Origin of the sequence: Herbiconiux gentiana (assembly GCF_024978135.1) — a bacterium.
Taxonomy (GTDB): domain Bacteria; phylum Actinomycetota; class Actinomycetes; order Actinomycetales; family Microbacteriaceae; genus Herbiconiux; species Herbiconiux gentiana.
Genome location: NZ_JANTEZ010000007.1, coordinates 14,828 through 34,120, shown reverse-complemented (window position 1 = coordinate 34,120; position 19,293 = coordinate 14,828). Strand labels below are relative to the sequence as shown.

The 19,293-nt window shown below is 72.3% G+C and carries 12 protein-coding genes; 3 read left to right on the top strand and 9 right to left on the bottom strand.

Features of this window, described 5'->3' with window-relative positions:
• Genes NVV95_RS15760 through NVV95_RS15735 form a run of 6 tightly spaced genes read right to left on the bottom strand, consistent with a single transcriptional unit; the run spans window position 1 to window position 13,060 of the window.
• Complete coding sequence (locus NVV95_RS15760) at window positions 1-918, bottom strand: PP2C family protein-serine/threonine phosphatase (protein WP_259487502.1); 918 nt, start codon at window positions 916-918, stop codon at window positions 1-3.
• Entirely contained in the window at window positions 915-2,225 is a 1,311-nt protein-coding gene (locus NVV95_RS15755; protein ID WP_259487501.1) for an RDD family protein, read from the bottom strand. The genes NVV95_RS15760 and NVV95_RS15755 overlap by 4 nt, the downstream gene beginning before the upstream one ends.
• Window positions 2,222-4,672: a transglutaminase-like domain-containing protein gene (locus NVV95_RS15750; protein ID WP_259487500.1), complete on the bottom strand. Its 2,451-nt coding sequence runs from the start codon at window positions 4,670-4,672 to the stop codon at window positions 2,222-2,224. The genes NVV95_RS15755 and NVV95_RS15750 overlap by 4 nt, the downstream gene beginning before the upstream one ends.
• A complete protein-coding gene (locus NVV95_RS15745) occupies window positions 4,672-5,970 on the bottom strand; it encodes a DUF58 domain-containing protein (protein WP_259487499.1) in 1,299 nt (432 codons plus the stop codon). Before NVV95_RS15745 ends, NVV95_RS15750 begins: the two co-directional genes overlap by 1 nt.
• The gene (locus NVV95_RS15740; protein WP_259487498.1) at window positions 5,967-6,941 is read right to left on the bottom strand and encodes an AAA family ATPase; all 975 of its coding nucleotides are present in this window, start codon (window positions 6,939-6,941) and stop codon (window positions 5,967-5,969) included. The genes NVV95_RS15745 and NVV95_RS15740 overlap by 4 nt, the downstream gene beginning before the upstream one ends.
• A gap of 38 nt (window positions 6,942-6,979) precedes the next feature.
• Window positions 6,980-13,060, bottom strand: a complete 6,081-nt coding sequence (locus NVV95_RS15735; protein WP_259487497.1) for an Ig-like domain-containing protein — start codon at window positions 13,058-13,060, stop codon at window positions 6,980-6,982.
• A gap of 229 nt (window positions 13,061-13,289) precedes the next feature.
• Between NVV95_RS15735 and NVV95_RS15730 the strand changes: the two genes are divergently transcribed.
• The 3 genes from NVV95_RS15730 (at window position 13,290) to NVV95_RS15720 (ending at window position 16,191) form a co-directional block, all read left to right on the top strand.
• Entirely contained in the window at window positions 13,290-14,216 is a 927-nt protein-coding gene (locus NVV95_RS15730; RefSeq protein WP_259487496.1) for a M15 family metallopeptidase, read from the top strand.
• Window positions 14,217-14,323: 107 nt separating this feature from the next.
• Window positions 14,324-14,851: an ArsR/SmtB family transcription factor gene (locus NVV95_RS15725; RefSeq protein ID WP_259487495.1), complete on the top strand. Its 528-nt coding sequence runs from the start codon at window positions 14,324-14,326 to the stop codon at window positions 14,849-14,851.
• Window positions 14,848-16,191, top strand: a complete 1,344-nt coding sequence (locus tag NVV95_RS15720) for an MFS transporter (protein WP_259487494.1) — start codon at window positions 14,848-14,850, stop codon at window positions 16,189-16,191. Before NVV95_RS15725 ends, NVV95_RS15720 begins: the two co-directional genes overlap by 4 nt.
• A gap of 60 nt (window positions 16,192-16,251) precedes the next feature.
• Here NVV95_RS15720 and NVV95_RS15715 read toward each other — a convergent pair whose 3' ends face one another.
• The 3 genes from NVV95_RS15715 to NVV95_RS15705 are packed head-to-tail and all read right to left on the bottom strand — an operon-like array spanning window position 16,252 to window position 19,237.
• The gene (locus tag NVV95_RS15715) at window positions 16,252-17,292 is read right to left on the bottom strand and encodes a LacI family DNA-binding transcriptional regulator (RefSeq protein ID WP_259487573.1); all 1,041 of its coding nucleotides are present in this window, start codon (window positions 17,290-17,292) and stop codon (window positions 16,252-16,254) included.
• A gap of 50 nt (window positions 17,293-17,342) precedes the next feature.
• On the bottom strand, window positions 17,343-18,215 hold the full coding sequence (locus NVV95_RS15710; protein ID WP_259487493.1) for a carbohydrate ABC transporter permease: 873 nt from the start codon (window positions 18,213-18,215) through the stop codon (window positions 17,343-17,345).
• Window positions 18,212-19,237, bottom strand: a complete 1,026-nt coding sequence (locus tag NVV95_RS15705; RefSeq protein ID WP_259487492.1) for a carbohydrate ABC transporter permease — start codon at window positions 19,235-19,237, stop codon at window positions 18,212-18,214. Before NVV95_RS15705 ends, NVV95_RS15710 begins: the two co-directional genes overlap by 4 nt.
• Between the last annotated feature and the right edge of the window lie 56 nt (window positions 19,238-19,293).

The window sequence follows — 19,293 nt, the reverse complement described above, 5'->3', positions numbered from 1 at the left end:
TCAGTTCCTTCCGCCCACGTCGACCGGAGGCCGGGGGATGGTGTCCTCGCCGTGCGGGTCGCGCCGCCGTCCCGGCCCGTCGGGCGAACCGGCCGCATGCGCCTCGGCACCGGCGCGGTCGTAGGCGTCGACGACCACGGCCGTGAGGTTGTCGCGCCCGCCGTGCAGCAGGCCCTCGTGCACCAGGCGGCTCGCGGCCTCCTGGCTCTCGTGCTCCTCGATCAGGATGCGCTCGATCAGTTCGTCGTCGAGCTCACCCGAGACACCGTCCGAGCAGATCAGGATGCGGTCGCCCGACTCCACCGGAACCAGCCAGTAGTCGGCCTGGTACGGCCCGCCGGCCCCCAGCGCGCGGGTGATCACGTTGCGCTCGGGGTGCGTCGCGGCGGCCGCCCGGGAGAGCGTGCCCCCGTCGAGCAGCTCCTGCACCACCGAGTGGTCGACGCTGATCTGCTCGAGCTCCCCGTCGGCCAGCCGATAGGTGCGCGAGTCACCGAGGTTGAACACGAGCCACTGCGCCCGCCCGTCGCTCTCGGCGATGGCGACACCCGACACGGTGGTGCCGGCGCGACGCAGCCCCGTCGCCGCGATGGCCGCGATCGACTCGTGCGCCCGGCCGAAGGCGTCGCGCAGCTCGGCGGCGTCGACGCTCGGCGTTCCGGTCAGCGCGGCGAAGGCGTCGACCGCGAGGGCGCTGGCGACCTCGCCGGCCTCGTGCCCGCCCATGCCGTCCGCCACCAGGAAGAGCGGCTGCGCGGCGAGGAACGCGTCCTCGTTCGCGCGCCGTCGGAGGCCCGTGTGAGTGGCGGTGCCCACCTGCAGCTGCAGCTCCGAGAGGGCGACGCCGGTCGCAGCCCCGGGCGTCACGCCGCGCGCGGCCCCGGGCGCGACGTCGCGCACCACGCTGTCGTCGCTCATGCCGAGCCCTCCACCTGCAGCACGCGCGTCCCCACGCGGATGCGGTCGCCCGCCTCCACCCGCACCCGCTCGCCGGCGTCGAGCTCGAGCTCCGCGCCGTCGCTCCGCACGAGGGCCGTGCCGTTGGTCGACCCGCGGTCGCTCACCCAGACCCGCCCGCCCTCGAGACCGAACTCGAGGTGCGTCTTCGAGACCGACAGCGTGTCACCCTGCAGCGCGATCAGCAGATCCGACGGGTCGCCACCGGGGGCCACCGGGTCGCGCCCGAGTGCACCGTGGCGCGTGATCGGCACGACCTCGCCCGTGTCGAGCCGGAACACGATCACGCCCGCCGGCACCGAGACCGGCCCCGAGCCCGACAGCCGGGTGCTCTCGAAGTCGTCCTCGGCGGGCTGGGGGGCGGATGCGCGTTCCGCGCCGGCTCCCGCGCCCGCACCCGAGGGCGCGAATCCGGGCACGTGCGCGATGGGCGCGAACGACTCGGTGGCGGGCGGCGCCGGTGGCGCGACGGGCGCAGCGGCGGGAGGCGCGGCGCCGGCGTTCCGCGCAGCGCTCGCGCGCGCATCCGGAACCGGAGCGGGAGCCGGGGACTCGTCGAGCAGCAGCTGCCCCGGGCGGGCCTTCAGCGGGTTCGGGCCCGCCTTGACGTCGATCACCCAGGTGTCGGCGAGCTTGTCGTGCCAGCCGCGGGTCATCTTGGACGCGTCCCAGAGCGGGGACAGCCAGACCACGTACTGGCCGATCAGGAAGACGAGCGAGGCGGCGGCGACCACGAGCCAGCGCAGCAGCATGCGCAGGATGCCGACCTTGCCGAGCGTCGCGAGCCGAACGATGCGCAGACCCATCAGGGCCTTGCCGGGGGAGAACCCGAGCTGAGCCTGCAGCACGATCGAGACGATCGGGTAGATCACCGAGGCGGCGAGCAGGATCACGGCGCTCGGGCCGGTGAAGGCGATCGAGGTGTCCCGGGTCTGGAACGCGACGACGCCGAGAGCCATCAGCGGCAGCACGATCACGAGCCAGAGCACGGCGCCGAACACACCGTCGAGCAGGAACGCGAGCACGCGCCGGCCGTAGCCGGCGGGGATCAGGTCGCCCTCGCGGATCGGCTCGACCGCCGGATCGGGTCGCCAGCCGTCGATCGGGGCCGACCCCGGGCCGGCGGCGGGAGCCTGGCCGGCGACAGAGCCGAGCGCCGCCGACTGGCTGCGCGCCGCCGAGGCGGGGGTGCCGCAGACGAGGCAGAACTGCGCGTTGCGCGGCACGGGCGAGCCGCACTGAACGCAGGGGTGGGCGGCATCGGTCATGGCGTGTCTCCTCCAGGCGTCGTCGCTCGGTCTGCGGGGCCAGTGTCCACCGTAGGGCCTGACCCGGCCGCCTTCGGCGCCTTCCGCCCGCGCAGCAGCGACCGCACCGACCACCGCGCCTTGAACCGCGTCCACCACGACACCGACGCCGCCATCGTGCTCACCACGGCGTCGACCTCGGTCCAGTACCGCTCCACCTCGTCGTCGGCGGGCTCACCCGGCCCGAACACGCTCGAGTCGGCCCGGGTCGCCACCTCCAGCACGGGCGCCGCGGGATACGCGGTCGCGAGCACCCGGGCGCCGTCGCGGCGGGTCACCCCGGCGGGAACCGCGGTGCCGAGGTCGCCCGCCCGGTCCACGATCTCGTCCCAGCCGCCGCTCACGCGATCGGCCGGACGCGCCGCCAGCCGCCGCCGCTTGCGGCGCCGCAGCTTCAGCAGCGCGATCGCGAGCAGCGGCCCGAGCACGAGCAGGAGCAGCACGAGGCCGCCACCGACCGCCAAGGCCACGGGCAGGAAGTCGAAGCCGTCCTTCTCGGCGTCCTGCTGCTCGGTGTCCTCGGTGCGGATGTCCGGCGGCAGCTCCGCGGGGGCCTGCGGCGGGGGCGGCGGCTGCAGCACCTGGGCCTTGGGGTCGGACTTCGGCTTCGGCGCCTCCTCGAGCGGCACCTGGTCCTCGGGCGGCGTCGGGTCGAACGGCACCCAGCCGGCGCCGTCGAACGGCACCTCGACCCAGGCGTGCAGGTCGTCGCCCGTGATCTCCTGCGTCGCCTCGGGCCCCGCGTACTCGTCGGGGTGGAAGCCCATGACGACGCGCGCGGGCATGCCGAGCGAACGCACCATCAGCGCCATGGCGACCGCGTACTGCTCGTCGTCGCCGACCATCTGCTCGGCCGAGAGCATGCTCGCGATGCGCTCGGCGCCGTGCCCGGCCCGCGAGACCGCCTCGCCCTCGAGCCCGTGGCTGAAGAAGCCGTTCTGGCTGAGGTTCGCGGCGAGGTTGCGCACCTTCTCGATCGGGGTGTCGGCGTCGCCCACGTACTCGGCGGCCAGTGAGCTGACGACATCCGGCACCCCGGTCGCCCGCGGCATCGCGATCGAGGAGACCTTGCGGCTGGCGAGCTGCTCGTCGTTGAAGGTGGGCGGCAGCACGGCGTCGACGGTGTAGCCGTCCCCGTCCCGCAGGCCGAGGGTGTCGAGCGCCACCCCGGTCGCCGCGTTGTAGTGCAGGGCGCCCTCGAGCTGGTCGGCGCGGTCGCCGGTGAAGCGCAGGCCGTCGAGGTACCCGACGTCGGGCATCCAGACCCCGGTCAGGCCGGTGACGCCGATGTCGAGGCTCACGGGGTCGCCGACCACGTCGTTCGCGATCTCGCTCGAGACGCGGGTGAAGGTGCCCGAGCCCGCCGACCCGTCGCCGGCCACGTCGTAGACGATGCCGTCGTAGCTGTCGAGGGTCGCGAGGCGGATGCGCGCATCCGTCGGCAGGCCCTTCACCGTGAACAGCGACTCCTCCTTGAAGTCGCGCACGTAGCTGCGGAAGCCCACGAGCGGGCTCGCGTAGTCGTGCAGGTCGAGCGGCGGCACGACGCTGTCGCGGAGCACCTCCCGGGCTGACGCGGGAACGAGCAGCCCGCCGGTGACGGCGCCCACCACGAGGGCACCCACCACGAGGCCGGCACCGGCGGCGAGCCGGGTGGTGCGCAGCGCCTTCGCGGTCGCGGGGTCGAGCGAGCTGCCGCCGCCGAGGTCGGTGCCGCGCGAGGCCCGGGCCCGGGCCTCCTGGCGGCGCCAGGCCGTCCAGACGAGGGCGACGCCCGCGAAGGCGAGCCCCTGCACCACGGGGAACGCGGCCTCGCGCGTGCCGAAGGCGATGCCGAGCACGAACAGCAGGGTGAGCGGCAACAGGGTCCAGCCGGCGTGCTTCAGCCGCAGCGCGAAGCTCGTGGCGAGCACGGTCGCGACCAGCGCCGACAGGAACGGCACCACCAGCGTGCCGTCGAACTGACCCACCGGCACCACGAGGGTGAGCGCGTCCTTCCACGAGAACACGATGCCGAGCACGAGGGTGCGCAGCGTGTCGCGGGTGGGGATGACGCCGAAGATCGTGGTGCCGGGCGCCGCGAGCGGCCCGCCGAGCAGCAGGTAGACCACGACGGTGACGGCCGCGACGACGAGCAGGTTCCACGACAGCCGCCAGCCGGCGGCGCCGATCAGGATGCCGAGCACCGCGCCGCCGACGCCAGCCACCAGGTAGCCCACACCGCCGAAGGCCGGCCCGAGGGTGAGCACCGAGACGATCGCGAGCAGCAGCACGACCCCCGCATCGGTCGCGATCGACCAGGCCGGGCGGGCCGTCGTCGGCAGGGGCGGCAGCAGGGGGGTGGATGCCCGGGCGGCACGGCGCGGGCTGGCCGCACTGGCGCGGCGGGGGCTCGGGGCGTCGGTCATCAGCTGTTCGCCCTCCGCAGAGCGCCGGGCAGGTCGGTGAGGTCGCCGACGGTCAGCAGCGTGAGGTCGCCGAGCTTGCGCAGCGACATCCGCTCGCCGGGCCGGGAGGCGATCGCGATCACGCGCACGCCGAGCGGGATGTGGATCGTCGAGGCCTGCAGCTGCGTGGGGGTGACGCCGCTGCCGAAGAGCAGGAACGCGACCGACGCCTGCGGCACCGCGGTGCCCGTGGTCTTGGCGAGCTGCACGACCGTCTCGCGGCTGGTCTCGCTCTGCTCGACGGCCGAGAGCTCGTCGAGCAACCGCCGGCCGGTCTCGACGTGCAGCGAGCTGGAGGGCGTGAGCACGGTGATCTCCCGCTCCTCGATCAGCGCCTGAACGGCGAGCGACCCGCAGACCGAGACGGCGAGCTCGAACTCCTCGTCGCCGGCCTCGCCCTCGGAGTAGTCGGCGCGGTTCGTCGAGAGCGCGATGGCGAGGTGCGAGCGCCGGGTCTCCTCGAACTGGCGCACCATCAGCTTCCCGGTGCGGGCGGAGGTCTTCCAGTGGATGTACCGCCGGTCATCCCCCGGCACGTACTCGCGCAGGGCGTGGAACGACACGTCGTTCTCCGAGAGCACCCGGCTCTCCACGCCCTCGAGGTCGCGCAGGAAGCCCGACGACGAGCCGCCGAGCGAGATGGTGCGCGGATGCACGTACAGATCGACCGGGTCGGTCCAGCGCAGCTCGCGCCGCAGCAGCCCGAGCGGGTCGCCGCGCACCGAGCGCACGGGCCCCACGACGATCACCGCACGGCGGCCGGTCGGGATGCCGAACAGCTCGTCGTGCTCGGCCTCGGGGGCGAGGCGCGGCAGCTGGAACGAGGCGAAGGCCGAGCCGACGGGCAGCTCGATGCGGGCGGGCAGCAGAGGGCGGGCCGAGGTGTTCGAGACGGCGAGCCGGCCGACGGCGCGCTCGCCCACGACCACGCGGGTGAGCGCGAGGTCGAGCCGCACGGCGTAGGCCGATCGCCCCACCGCGAAGCCGATCGCGATCAGCAGTGCCGCCAGCAGCACGAAGCCGATCACCAGCAGCTCGCGCCAGCCGAGCACCGCACCCACGACGATCGCGACGACCGTCACGGCCAGCACCGCCCAGCCGAAGCCCGAGACGGTGCCGAGCACCGGGCGCACGGCGGGCGCGACCGCGGAACCGGCGCGCCGCGCCGTCGTCGACACCGCGGGCCAGCCCGTCTCCGTCACCCAGCGCGCGGGTGCCGATCCCCGGATCGCCCGCGCCCCCTCCGCCGCCCGGCTCATGCAGCCGGTTGCCTCGACTGCGGCGCGGCGACGTCGGCCAGCACGCGCGCGAGCACGCCCTCGGCGGTCGCGCCCGAGAACTCGGCCTCGGCGTCGAGCACGAAGCGGTGGGTCCAGACCGGCCCGGCGAGCTCCTTGATGTCGTCGGGCAGCACGAAGTGCCGGCCCTGCGAGGCTGCCCAGACCTTGGCGGCGCGGATCAGCGCCATCGCGCCACGCACCGAGACGCCGAGGCGCGACTCGGGGGCGTTGCGGGTCTCCTCGGCGAGCTGCGCCGTGTAGCGGAGGATGGCCGGGTCGACGTGAACGGTCGCCGCGAGGTCGGCCATGTCGGCGACCGCCGAGGTGGTGATCACGGGAGAGAGCCCCGACGACGGGTTGCGGTTCGCGGAGCCGGCGAGGATCTGCTCGGCCGAGGCGAGGTCGGGGTAGCCGATGCTCGTCTTGATCAGGAAGCGGTCGAGCTGCGCCTCGGGCAGCCGGTAGGTGCCGGCCTGCTCGATCGGGTTCTGCGTCGCGATCACGAGGAAGGGGCGCCCGACCTCGTGGGCCACGCCGTCGACCGACACACGGGACTCCTCCATCACCTCGAGCAGCGCCGACTGGGTCTTGGGGCTCGCGCGGTTGATCTCGTCGGCGAGCACGATCGAGGCGAAGATCGGGCCCTTGTGGAAGTCGAACTTCCGGGTGTCCTGGTCGTAGATGGTCACACCGGTGACGTCGGAGGGCAGCAGGTCGGGCGTGAACTGGATGCGCTGGCTGGTGCCCTGCACCGTCGCCGCGATCGCCTTCGCCAGGCTCGTCTTGCCGGTTCCCGGGGCATCCTCGAGCAGCACGTGGCCCTCGGCGATCATCGCCATGAGGGTCAGGCGCACCACGTGGTCCTTGCCCAGCACGGCCAGCCCCACGTTCTGGGTCAGCCGGTCGAAGGTGCCGGCGAACCACGTCGCCTGCTCGGGGGTCATCGTCATCGTTCCTCTTTCATCGGTATCCGCTGTCGTCGCGGGTGTCAGCGTCTGACCTTCATCGGCGTGCCCTCGCAGTTCATGCGGGAGGCCTGATTCTCGAGCGAGTAGGCGCCCGTGTCCTGCGTGTACCAGTTGAGCTCCTTCGAGCCGTTGCCGTTGCCGTCGACCGGGATGGTCGTGCTCAGGTACTCGCCGCCGGTCCACTCGCAGAACACGCTGGACTGGCCCAGGAAGTTCTCGACCGTGATCTTCATGCGCACGCACGGCGGGCCGTTGGTCAGACCCGTTCCGTCGCAGCTCTTCCACGACGAGAGGAAGGCGCCCTTCGGAGGTGCGTCCTTGCTCGAGGCTCTGGTCTCGTTCGAGGACGTCTGGCCGGCCGAGTCCTTCACGACCACGCGGATCGAGTGGGACTCGCTGTAGGCGTCGCCCACCGTGACGGTCCCGTTCCCCGCGTTCGAGCTCAGGTTGCCGTCGATGTAGACCTCGATCGAGGTGATCGGTCGCCCGTTGCCCGCGGGCGCGCTCCACGACAGCGTCACCGACTTCGCGTTCCCGCTCGCCGAGACCGACGGCTGGGCCAGCGGGCCGAAGGGCACACCGGTGTTCGAGTCACCGCTGGCCGGGCCCTCGTAGTTGGTGCCGTCGAGTGGAGTGGTCGCCCGTACCCGGACCGAGTAGCTCGTGCCGTTCTGCAGCCCGGCGATCTGGTACGTCTGTGCATTGCCCGGGATGGCGGTCCAGCCGCTCCCGTTCAGGCTGTACTGGTAGATCAGCTCGCCCTGGGTGGCGCCGTTGCCGTCGGCGCTCGCGCCCCGGTCGAAGGTGACGCTGCCGTCGCCCTCCGAGGTGATCGTGGCGGGCCCGGCCGCGCCCGGCGGGGTGAAGCTGCGGCGCGGGGCCGACGCCGCCGACGGAGCTCCCTCACCGGCCTTGTTGGTCGCGGTGACCGAGAACGAGTAGTCGCTCTCGGAGGTGTCCAGCCGCACGGTCTGGTCGGTGGACGTCAGACCCGGCAGGGTGTCGACCGGGCTGCCGCCGCGCAGGATCGTCAGCGTGTACTTCAGGTTGTCGTCGCCGTTGCCCGATGGCTTGCCCCAGGCCACGTTGATCTGCGATTGGTTGCCGACGGGGTCGAGCCGGGTCGTGCTGGGCTGGCTCGGGGCCTCGGGCTTGCCGGCCGGGATCTCGGTCGCCGAGAACGAACTGAAGTCCGAGGGCTCGGGCGCCTTGTTCACGGCCTGCACCCGCACCTGGTACGCGGTGCCGTTCTCCAGGCCCTCCCAGACGATCGAGTTGCCCGTCACGCCGTAGCGGGAGGGGGCTCCTCGCGCCGGGGCGGGGGAGATCTCGAGGTTGAACGACTGCACCGCTGAGCCCGGGGTCGGGGGCGTCACCCAGCTCACCTCGAGGCTCTTGTCACCGAACTTCAGGGTCGGCGGCTGGGGCTGGTCGGGACGGGCATCCGGTCGAGCGACAGCCGAGGAGGGCGACGGGTCGGAGATGCCGACCGAGTTCGTCGCGGTGACGGTGAAGGTGTATTCCACGTCGTTCGTGAGCCCGTCGAGCGTGCAGGTGGTCGAGGCGCAGCTCTTCGTGTAGCCCTGCGGGCTGGTCACCGTGTAGCTCGTGATCTCGGCGCCGTTGTTGACGGGCGGGGCCCAGTTCAGCACCACCGTGCGGTCCTGGATGCTCGTGACCGTCGGCGTCGCCGGGGCGTCGGGTCGGCCCTGCACGGTCAGCAGGATGCGGCCGTCGGCGCGCCTCGAGGGGTCCCCCGTGGCGTCGATGATGCCGTACCGCACGATCATGGTGCCGACGTAGTCCGCGGCCGGGGTGACCGACACCGTCGATCCCGAGAAGTCGGCGTTGCCGGTACCGGTCTCGATGGCGACCTCGGTGATGGTCAGCGGGGTGTCGGGGAAGGGGTTGAAGTCGTTGTCCAGCACCGGCACCGAGACGGTCTGGCCCTGGTTCGCCTGTGGCACGACGTCGTCGGTCGCCGACGGGGGCGTCCGAGTCGTGGCGAGCACCGAGATCTGGACCGCTCCGCGCACCGGCGGGTTGACTCCGTCGGAGACCTCCACGTCGAGGGTGGAGGGGTTCAGCGGCGCGTCGGCGTCGGCGCGGGCCACGAGTGTCGAGCCGTCGAGCCGCACCGAGACGCCGGCGGGGGCGTCGCCCACGATCGCGAAGGTCAGGGCCTCGAGCTCGCCCTCGTCGGGGTCCTCGGCGGCGGAGCGCAGATCGATCGCCTGCTCGTCCTCGCCGGCCGCGACGGTGACGGCGGCGCCCTTGAAGGTCGGCGGGGTGTTGTAGTCCGAGACGACGGTGATCGGGATGACGAGGGTCGCAGTGCGGCCCTCCGGGTCGTCGGGCCCCGTGCCGTCGGTGACCTCGAAGCTCAGGGCGTCCGGCCCGTCGTAGCGCGGCTTCGGCGTGTAGCGCAGCGTGTTCTCGTCGACGAGCAGCTCGTCGCCGTTCGAGTTCGCCGCGCGCACCGTGTCGGCCTCCGTGATGCGCACCGACTTGCCCTCGCCGACGAGCACGTAGTCCGACAGCTCGACGTCGACGGTCTGGCCGTCGTTCACCACGAGCGGCTCGATGCCCGGCCGCAGCACGGGCGGCAGGGTGTCGCTGCCCGGCACGTTCACGAACGCCGAGGCCGTCAGGCCGTCCTGGTCGGTGACCGTGTAGGTGATGATCTGCGAGGTCGGCAGCAGGGTGATCTGCAGGTTGCCGTTTGAGAGCGGGGTGGCGGCCGGGTCGGCACTGGTGACGGTCAGTCCGTCGATGGTGCCGTCGGGGTCGTCGTCGTTCTCCTTCACGTTCACGTCGACGGTCTCGCGGTCGAGCATGTCGGCGACGGGAACCTGGTCGTCGCGGGCGATGGGCGAGGCGAGCGGAGCATCCGGACTCACCTGCATCAGCAGCGTGCCCGTCGCCGTCGCGCCCCAGCGGTCGACGATCGTGTACTGCAGCGTGTAGTCGCCCGCCGTGTCGGGGGCGGTGACGAGCACGCGGCCGCCCTCGACCGACGCGGTGACCCCGTCGGGCACGGTGAGGCCCTCTGAGCGGATGGCGATCGGGTCGCCGTCGGGGTCGTTGTCGTTCTCCATCACGTCGACGGCCACGGTGCGCCCGGGCCGCGCGCTGATGGCGTCCTTCACCGCGTAGGGCGGCTGGTTCGACTCGCTCGCCGGGATGATGCCGACGAGCACCGAGGCCGTCGCCGTGGCGCCCAGCCGGTCGCGCACCGTGTAGGTGAAGGTGTCGGTCCCGGATGCGTCGGGGTACGCCTCGTAGACGAGCCACGCCTCCCCGACCTCCGTGATGCGGCCCTTGCCGGGCGCCGAGCTCTGGCCGACGAGCTCCACCGAGTCGCCGTCGGGGTCGATGCCGTCGAGCGGGATCGGGATGCGCACGGTGGTGCCCTGCAGCGCCCGGATCGTGACGTCCTGCGGGCGCGGGGGAGCGTTGGTGCCGTCGTCGGGGCCGACGATGCGGATGGTGATGTAGCCGGCGTCCTTCTGGCCCTGCGAGTCGACGGCCTCGTAGGTGGCGTAGACCGTCTTGGGCTCGGGGCCGGCCTTGAAGCGCACGGTGTCGCCGGCCACGAAGATGCTGCCGTCGGCCGGGTCGACGAGGGGCTCGATCAGGGTCGGCGAGAGGGTCAGCGTGTCGCCGTTGGGGTGGGTGTCGTTCGCCAGCACCGGGATGGTGACGATGTCGTTCACGCGCACCGTGACCTCGTCGTCCTCGGCGTTCGGCGGCAGCAGGCGGTCGGGAGCGGCGATCGGCGTGATGAAGACCTCGCCGCGGGCCGAGGCGGCGCCGTTCGAGACCGTGTAGGTGATGGTGAGCGGGTCGTTCAGCCCGCGATCGGTGATGCGCAGGATCTCGTGCTCGAGCACCTCGACGCTGACCCCAGCCTCGGCCGGCACCTGCACCGACTGCACGGCGAGGATGCCGCCGTTCGGGTCGGTGTCGTTCGCCAGCACGTTGACGAGCGTGGTGCCGCCGTTCGGCAGCTGGGCGGTGTCGCGCACGGCGATCGGCGGGTCGTCGCTGTCGGTGACGGGCAGCACGGTGACCCGGACCAGGCCCTCGGCGGTCTTCGGGCCGTCGGAGACGAGGTACTGCACGTAGTAGTCGCCGGGGGTGCTGCTGGTGAAGTCGAAGGTGCCGGTGGTGTAGTCGGGTTGGATGGTGGCGCCCGGCGTCTCCGTGACCTTCGCGAGTCGCAGCGGCGCGCCCGAGGGGCTCAGGTCGTTGTCCATGGGCGCGACGGTCACCCGCTCGTCGACGGTCGTGACGACCGTGTCGCCGTTGGTCACCGGGGCGAGGCTGCCCGGGTCGCGCACCTGGAAGCGCACGGTGCCCTCGGTCTCGGTGCGGCCGTCGGAGACGACGACCGTCACCTCCTTCGGGCCCGTGTTCTGGTCGATGCTCGTGAAGGTGAGCTGGCCGTCTGGACGGTACTGCACCTGGTCGTCGGTGCCGCTCGAGGCGCCGACGACGTAGAGGTCGTCGCCGTCGGGGTCGATGAAGTCGGGCAGCACGTTGTGGCTCACGCTGGCGCCGAGCTCGACGAGCACGTCGGTGACCCGCTTCTGCTTCGGCGGGGAGTTCTCGCCGTCGCCGCTGACCTTCAGGCGCACGGTGGCGCTGTCGCTGCCGCCGCGACCGTCGTCGACGGTGTACGTGAAGCTCGCGGTGCCCGAGGCGTCGGGCGAGACCACGACCTGCAGGGCTGCTCCGTTCAGGATGCGCTGCACCTCACCCACACCGGGCTGCGAGCCCTCCAGCTTCGCCGTGAGCATGTCGCCGTCGGGGTCGAGGTCGTTGTCGAGCACGGGCAGCACCACGGTGCGGCCCGCCCGCACGCCGAAGTCGTCGTCCTCGGCCGTCGGCGGGGTGTTCTCCTCTGAACGGTCGGGCAGCAGCACCTGCAGCTCGTCCTCGGTGCTGTCCTCCTCCTCGTCGGAGTCGCTCTGCTCGGGCGGCGGAGCGATGTCGTCCCAGTTGTCGACCTTCTTCATGTCCTGGTTCACCAGGAAGACGACACCGGTCGAGACGTCGTTCAGCACCACGACGTCGCGGTTCACGCGGAAGCGCAGCTCGGCGTTCGCCGCCAGCCCGTCGATCTGGTCGTCGACGTCGTTCGCGTCGCCGGAACAGTCGCGCACGAACGCCCCCGATCCCGACCAGGCGGCGTACGCGCATCCGTTCAGGAAGACCGGGGCGGCCGGCGTGCCCGGTTCGGCCCCGCCCGCCTGCACCACGGTGGCCTCGCCGCCGTCGAGCGGCTGGCGGATGAGGGAGGTCTTCGTGGCGATCAGCACGTCGGAGGCGGCCGGACCCGTGGGCTGCACGACCCCGCCCGACGCGTCGGCCAGCTCGACCGCACGGCCGCCGGGGAGGTGAACCGTGCCGGAGCTCGCGTCGAAGACGACGGCCTGGTCGCCGACCGTGGTCAGCGTCAGCCGCGCGCCCTCCTCGACCTCGGGGAAGTCGGTGCTGGTGGGCTCGACCGGCAGGGCGCCGTTCTCGTCGCGGTCGAACTCGAGCAGCTTGCCGGCCGAGGTCGAGAGCGCGTGCACGTTGCCGGCCGCGTCGGCCACCGCCGCGCCGGCTCCGCCGAGCTCGGCGAGCGGTTCGTCGGGGTCGAGCTGCAGGCCGGCGGCGTTCGAGGAGGGCCCGGCCCACAGCTCGCCGGTCTCCCGGTCGAGCACGGTCAGGTTGGGCCCGCCGAGCGACACCGACGACTCAGGCGGCAGGATGAGCGGCGCCTCGAGCGCCATGGTGACGGGGTTGACCGGGGTGAGCGAGGAACCGCTCGCGTCGAGCATGAGCACCGTCTCGTCGCGCTGCAGCACGTCGAATTCGGTGGAGGAGGTGCGGAGACCGCCGTCGATCACCTGGGCGGGGTGGTTGAGGTGCCCCAGCAGCAGACCGGTGGGCTTCGTCACCCAGACTCCACCGTCGTTGAGGTCGACGTCGGCGGTCTCGATACCCTCGTAGAGGAACGCCATCGTGGTCACGCCGATCGCCAGCGCGGCGATGGTGGCCACCGACGCCGTCGTCGCCTTGCGACGGCGGATCGCCTCGAACAGCCTCACACGGGTCTCCACATCGTCAACGGTGTCCAGCGGTGTGGGTAAGACAGCGGTTCAGGACGCGTGGGTGGGCGATCTCTGCGGCTCTCGACTTCGGGTGGGGAGAGCCCCGCACATCGGCAATTCAAGCATGGTTCCGAATTTCCGCCCAAATCGGGTGGCACCATTTCGAGGGGGTACAACTCCCCATTGCGCACCGGGCGCCTCAGGTGCTCCCCGCTATGCTCGTCGGGTGTCGAGGTCGAGGGAGCGACGGCAGCAGCGGGTGCTGCGCCGCCGTCGCGCAGTGCTCATCGGCGCCGTCTCCCTCGTGGTGGTGGCGCTCCTCGTGGGCGGCGCCCTCGCGGTGTCCGGCGTGCTGCGGCCGGCGGGCGGGGTGGCCGCGGCCCCCACCGCGCTGCCGGCGCCGTCGTTCACCGCCGCACCCTCCGCAACCCCCACGTCGGATCCCGACCCGGCGCCCGCCGCCTCCGCGACCGCGGCACCGCCCCCCTCCGCCTCCCCCGAGCCGACCACCCCGCCGGCTCCGCCCGCCTTCGACCGATCGGCGAACTCCGTGGACGATCCGCTCAGCCCCTGGGTCGTGGTGAACAAGCTGCGCCCCATCCAGAACGGCGCCGACTACTCCCCGCCCGACCTCGTCGACCTCCCCGGCGACATCCCGAACCCGAACGGCTACCAGCTGCGCGCCGACGCGGCGTCGGCCCTGGTCGACATGTTCCATGCGGCCCAGGCCGAGACGGGCATCCAGCTCGTCGCGCAGAGCGGCTACCGCTCGTACAGCGTGCAGGTGCGCGCCTACGACTACTACGTGAACTCGCTCGGCGTCGAGGGCGCCGACCTCACGAGCGCCCGCCCCGGCTTCAGCGAGCACCAGACCGGCATGGCGATGGACATCCTCGACACGGTCTCCGGATGCTCGACCGACGGTCGCTGCTTCGCGAACACCCCCGCCTACACCTGGCTGCAGCAGAACGCGTACCGCTTCGGCTACGTGCTGCGCTACCCCGACGGCGGCACCCCGGTCACGGGCTACGAGTTCGAGCCGTGGCACTGGCGCTGGGTCGGGGTGCCGCTCGCGACGGAGCTGCACGGCACGGGCATCCCCACCCTCGAGGAGTACTTCGGCCTCCCCGCGGCGCCCGGCTACGCCGGCTGACCCCGGCCGCTCCCCACCGCTCCTCGCCCGGCCGCCGCGTGTCTCGCCCGCCGCGACCCCCAAAGAGCTATTTGACGGTCGGATGCGCGGCCGCGCACGATGGCTCCATGTCCTCCCTCGACGTGCTCCGTGCCACCGCCCACCCCGTGCGCCTCCGTCTGCTGTCGCTGCTGACGGGCGCCGCTATGAGCGCGGCCGAGGCCGGACGCGAGCTGCGCGTCTCGCAGGCCGCCGCCAGCTATCACCTGCGGGTACTCGAGCGGGCCGGGCTCATCCGCGTGGTCGAGGTCGTGCGGCTGCGCGGAGGTGAGGCGAAGCGCTACCGGCACGAGTCGTCGGCCGAGCCGTTCCGCCTCGCGGAGTCGATCGCGTCGGGCGGGGGAGCGTCGGAGGAGCGGAGCGAGTATGTCGAGGCGGTGATCGACGAGCTGCGACGGCGCTCGGCCCTGCGCGTGGAGGGGGCCCACCTGACGACCGACGCCGAGCTCTGGGTCGACCCGGCGGTCTGGCGACGGGTCGTCGCAGCCGTCGGCGCGGCCTCGGCCCTGCTGCACGATGAGGCCCGCCCGGCGCGCACCCCCGGCACGGCTCCGGTCTCGATGACGGCTGCGCTGTTCCCGCTGCGGCGGCCGTGAGCGCGGGGCGCCCGGCACTGCCCGGGCCGCTCCGCCATCGCGCCTTTCGCTGGCTGCTCGCGGCACGCACGACGAGCATCCTGGGCAATGCGGTCGCGCCGATCGCCCTGGCCTTCGCCGTGCTCGACCTCACGGGCTCGGTGACCGACCTCGGTCTCGTCGTCGCGGCCCGTTCGGTGACCAACGTCGCCGTGCTGCTCGCCGGTGGCGTGCTCGCCGACCGGCTGCCGCGCGACCTCCTGCTGGTGGGGGCTTCGCTCGCCGCGGCCCTCACGCAGGCGGCGGTCGCGACCCTGGTGCTCACCGGCACGGCGTCGATCCCGGCGCTCGTGCTGCTCGGGATGCTCAACGGCGCGGTCGCGGCGGTCAGTCTTCCCGCGGCGGCGGCGCTCGTGCCCGAGACGGTGCCGTTCGGCGAACTGCGCGCGGCTAACGCGCTGCTGCGCCTCGGGCTGAACGGCTCGACCATCGTCGGCTCCGCCGCCGGCGCCGCGCTCGTGGCGGGGGTCGGACCGGGCTGGGGGCTCGCGATCGACGCGGCCGGGTTCGCGCTGGCCGGGCTGCTGTTCTCGCGGCTGCGGCTGCCCCGGGCATCCGTCGCCCCGTCGGCGCCGGGTCGTCGCGGGCTGCTGCCCGGCCTGCGTGGGGCGCTCGCCGAGCTGCGTCACGGCTGGCGGGAGTTCACCCGGCGGCGCTGGGTGTGGGTGGCGGTGCTGCAGTTCGGCGTGCTGAACGCCGCGTTCGTCGGGGCGACCACCGTGCTCGGGCCTCTCGTGGCCGACGAGACCGTGGGCCGCGCGGGTTGGGGCCTCGTGGTCGCGGCGCAGGCCGGCGGACTGGCGCTCGGCGCGGTGCTCGCGCTGCGCTGGCGACCGAGCCGGGCGCTCGCCGCGGGGGTCGGGGGGATGCTGCTGACGACCGTGCCGATCGCGGCGCTGGCCGCCGTCGCCGCCGGCGGCGCGCCCGCACCCGCGTCGGCCGCCCTGCCCGCCCCCGCCGCCCTTCCCGCGTCCGCCGCCCTGCCCGCCCCCGCCGCCCTGCCCGCGCTCCTCCTCCCCGCGCTGATCCTCGCCTTCGCGCTCGGCGGGATCGCCCTCGAATTCTTCGCCATTGCCTGGGACCAGTCGCTCCAGACCCACGTGCCGCGCGAGGCCCTGTCCCGGGTCTACTCATTCGACATGGTGGGCTCGTTCCTGGCGATCCCGGTGGGCGAGGTGCTCGTGGGGCCGCTGGCGCAGGGCCTCGGAACGCCGCCGACCCTGATCGGCTGCGCCGCGCTGGTCGTCGCGGCGACCGCGGCGGCGCTCGCCGTGCCGGCGGTGCGACGCCTGCGCGTGTGAGCGATTCGAGCGAACCGCCCCCGAGCGGCCCGCCCCCGCGCTGCCCGCGCGGGCGGTCGCCTAGGCGTCGCGCGGGGCCGTCGACGCGCGCACGACCAGCGACGTCGGCATCATCGTGACCCGGTCGACCGGCTTGCCCTCGATGCGCCGCACCAGCACCTCGGCCATCGTGCGCCCGAGCTCGAGCGACGGCTGGTCGATCGTGGTCAGCGCCGGCACCGCGGTCGAGCCGAAGTAGTTGTTGTCGAAGCCCGCGACCGCGATGTCGTGCGGGATGCGCAGCCCCCGCTCGAGGATGACCGAGTAGGCCCCCGCCGCCATCTGGTCGTTCGCCGCGAACAGCCCGTCGATCGGCTCGCCGCGGTCGAGCAGCCGGCGCATCGCCTCGGCGCCGGAATCGGGCGTGAAGTCGCCGTACTCCACCAGCGCGGCCGGGAGCCCCGCCGAGTCCATCGCGCGCCGCCAGCCGCGCAGGCGGTCGAAGCCGGGAGGCATGTCCTGCGGGCCGGCGATCGTCGCGATCGAACGGCGGCCGGTCGCGATGAGGTGCTCCGTCGCCTCGGCCGCGCCCGCCACGTTGTCGACGTCGACGAAGTAGCTCTCGCTCTCGCTCTCGAGCAGCGGCCGGCCGCCGTAGACGATCGGCAGCGACAGGTCGAGCCGGTCGTAGGAGTGATCACCCTCGTGGTGCGAGACCACGAGCGCCCCGTCGGCGTTGCCGCCGAGCAGGTAGCGCCGCGTCTTATCCGAGCGCATCTCCGAGGCGATCAGCATGTTCAGCGTGAAGTCGGTGTCGGAGAGGTACAGCGCCACACCCTGCACCACGGTCGCGAAGAACGGGTCGCTGAACAGCTTGGCCGTCGTCTCCGGCACCACCAGCGCGATCACCTGGGTGCGTCGGCTGACGAGCGACCGCGCCGCGCGGTTCGGAACGTAGTTGAGCTTCAGGATGGCCTCGTTCACGGCCTCGGCGATCGCATCCGACACGTTGGGAGCGGCGTTGACCACCCGCGACACGGTCGCCCGCGACACCCCGGCGGCGGCCGCCACCATCTCGAGCGTGGGGGCCGGATGCGCGTCCCGCCCACGCCCCGACGACATCTCGCTCACGGGGCCTCCTCAGGTCTGACGGTTCCAGTGTAGGTCGCGCGTCAACCCTTGACCGCGCCCGCCATGATGCCCGAGACGAGCTGCTTGCCCGCCAGCACGAACAGCAGCAGCAGCGGCAGGGTGGCGAGCACCGCACCGGTCAGCACGATCGAGTAGTCGACGTACTTGGCCGACTGCAGCTGGCTCAGTGCGACCTGCAGCGTCGGGTTCTGCGGCACCACGAGCAGCGGCCAGAGGTAGTCGGTCCACGCGGTCATGAAGGTGAACAGTCCCAGGATGGCCATCGCCGGGCGGGCGGCCGGGATCCCGACGTGCCAGAACGTGCTCAGCATGCTGGCGCCGTCGACCCGGGCGGCCTCGATCAGCTCGTCAGGGATGACGTCGACGAGGTACTGCCGCATGAAGAACACGCCGAACGCGGTGACCAGGGTGGGCACGATCACGGCGCCGAGGGTGCCGGTCCAGCCGAACTGCTTCATCACCATGAACAGCGGGATGATGCCGAGCTGGGTGGGCACCGCGAGGGTGGCGATGACGAAGACCAGCAGGCCCTCGCGGCCGCGGAACTTGAGCTTCGCGAAGGAGTAGCCGGCGAGCGTCGAGAACAGCACGACCGAGACGGTGATCACGCTCGAGACGATGATGCTGTTCAGCAGCGAGGTCCAGAACGGCACCGTGTTCATCACCTCGCCGACGTTCTGCCAGAACTGCCCGCCGGGCAGGAGCGGCGGCCAGGTCTCGGTGAGCACCGAGCTCGGGCTGGTGCCGGCGATGAACGACCAGTAGAGGGGATAGGTGCCGGCGACGAAGAACACGATCAGCAGGCCGTAGGTCAGGAACCCGGGCCGCTTGTCGATGCCGAGCGGCTTGCGTCGCCGGGTGACGGCGGGGGCCGGTGCGGTGGTCGTGGTCACGAGCGCTTTCCCTTCTTGATGGCCTTCTTCGCGATGAACCGCGACTCCACCGAGGCGATGCGCCGGGAGATCAGGAAGTTCAGCACGCCGAAGAGCACGATGATGAGGAACAGCAGCCAGGCGACCGCGGAGGCCTTGCCGAAGTTCTGCCGGTTGAAGGCGAGGTCCCAGAGGTAGAGCACCGTCGTCTGGTACTGCCGCTGCGGGCCGCCCGGGGTGGCGGTGGTGGGGTTGAAGAGCTTGGGCTCGGTGAAGATCTGCAGGCCGCCGACCGTGGCCGTGATGACCACGAAGATCATGGTGGGGCGGATGCTCGGCAGGGTCATCGAGAAGAAGCGACGCACCGGGCCGGCACCGTCGAGCGCCGCCGACTCGTAGATGTCTCGCGGCACCGCCTGCATCGCGGCGAGCAGGATCAGGGCGTTGTAGCCCGTCCACCGCCAGTTCACCATGCTCGCGATCGCGAGGTGGGAGGGCAGCGTCTCGGTCTTCCACATCACCGGGTCGATCGAGAGGGTCTGCAGCACGTTGTTGATCAGGCCGTACTTCTCGTCGAAGGCGCTCGAGAAGATGAGCGTCACCGCGACGGGGGTGACGACGTAGGGGATCAGCACGCTCATCCGCCAGAAGGTCTTGGCGCGGATGTTCTGGTCGAGCACGGCGGCGATCAGCACGGCGCCGACCAGCTGCGGGATGGCCGAGAGAAGGAAGATGCTGACGGTGTTGAACAGCGAGTTCCAGAAGAAGGGGTCGGTGAGTTCGGCGACGTAGTTGTCGAGGCCCACGAAGCCGGCGGGGCCGGAGAGCAGGTTCCACTCGTTCAGCGACACGACGAAGGTGTAGACGAGCGGGAACAGCCCGACCAGGCCGAAGAGCACGAAGAACGGGGCGATGTAGAGGTAGGGGGAGGCCTTCACGTCGAAGCGGCTGCGCCAGTACGCGAAGGGGGTGCGCTGCTTCGGGCGATAGGGCTCGTGCGGCGTCGTGTCCGATGACGTCGGCGGCGTGAGGGTGGCGGTCATGGCGGCTTCCTGGTGGCTGCGGCGGGGTCGAGAAGAAGGGGTGGGCGGCCCAGGCC

Excerpts from the sequence above, each read along its gene's own strand:
- NVV95_RS15745 (WP_259487499.1), bottom strand. The coding sequence starts at position 5,970 with ATGAGCCGGGCGGCGGAGGGGGCGCGGGCGATCCGGGGATCGGCACCC.
- NVV95_RS15705 (WP_259487492.1), bottom strand. The coding sequence starts at position 19,237 with ATGACCGCCACCCTCACGCCGCCGACGTCATCGGACACGACGCCGCAC.
- NVV95_RS15755 (WP_259487501.1), bottom strand. The coding sequence starts at position 2,225 with ATGACCGATGCCGCCCACCCCTGCGTTCAGTGCGGCTCGCCCGTGCCG.
- NVV95_RS15740 (WP_259487498.1), bottom strand. The coding sequence starts at position 6,941 with ATGACGATGACCCCCGAGCAGGCGACGTGGTTCGCCGGCACCTTCGAC.
- NVV95_RS15725 (WP_259487495.1), top strand. The coding sequence starts at position 14,324 with ATGTCCTCCCTCGACGTGCTCCGTGCCACCGCCCACCCCGTGCGCCTC.
- NVV95_RS15750 (WP_259487500.1), bottom strand. The coding sequence starts at position 4,672 with ATGACCGACGCCCCGAGCCCCCGCCGCGCCAGTGCGGCCAGCCCGCGC.
- NVV95_RS15715 (WP_259487573.1), bottom strand. The coding sequence starts at position 17,292 with ATGTCGTCGGGGCGTGGGCGGGACGCGCATCCGGCCCCCACGCTCGAG.
- NVV95_RS15760 (WP_259487502.1), bottom strand. The coding sequence starts at position 918 with ATGAGCGACGACAGCGTGGTGCGCGACGTCGCGCCCGGGGCCGCGCGC.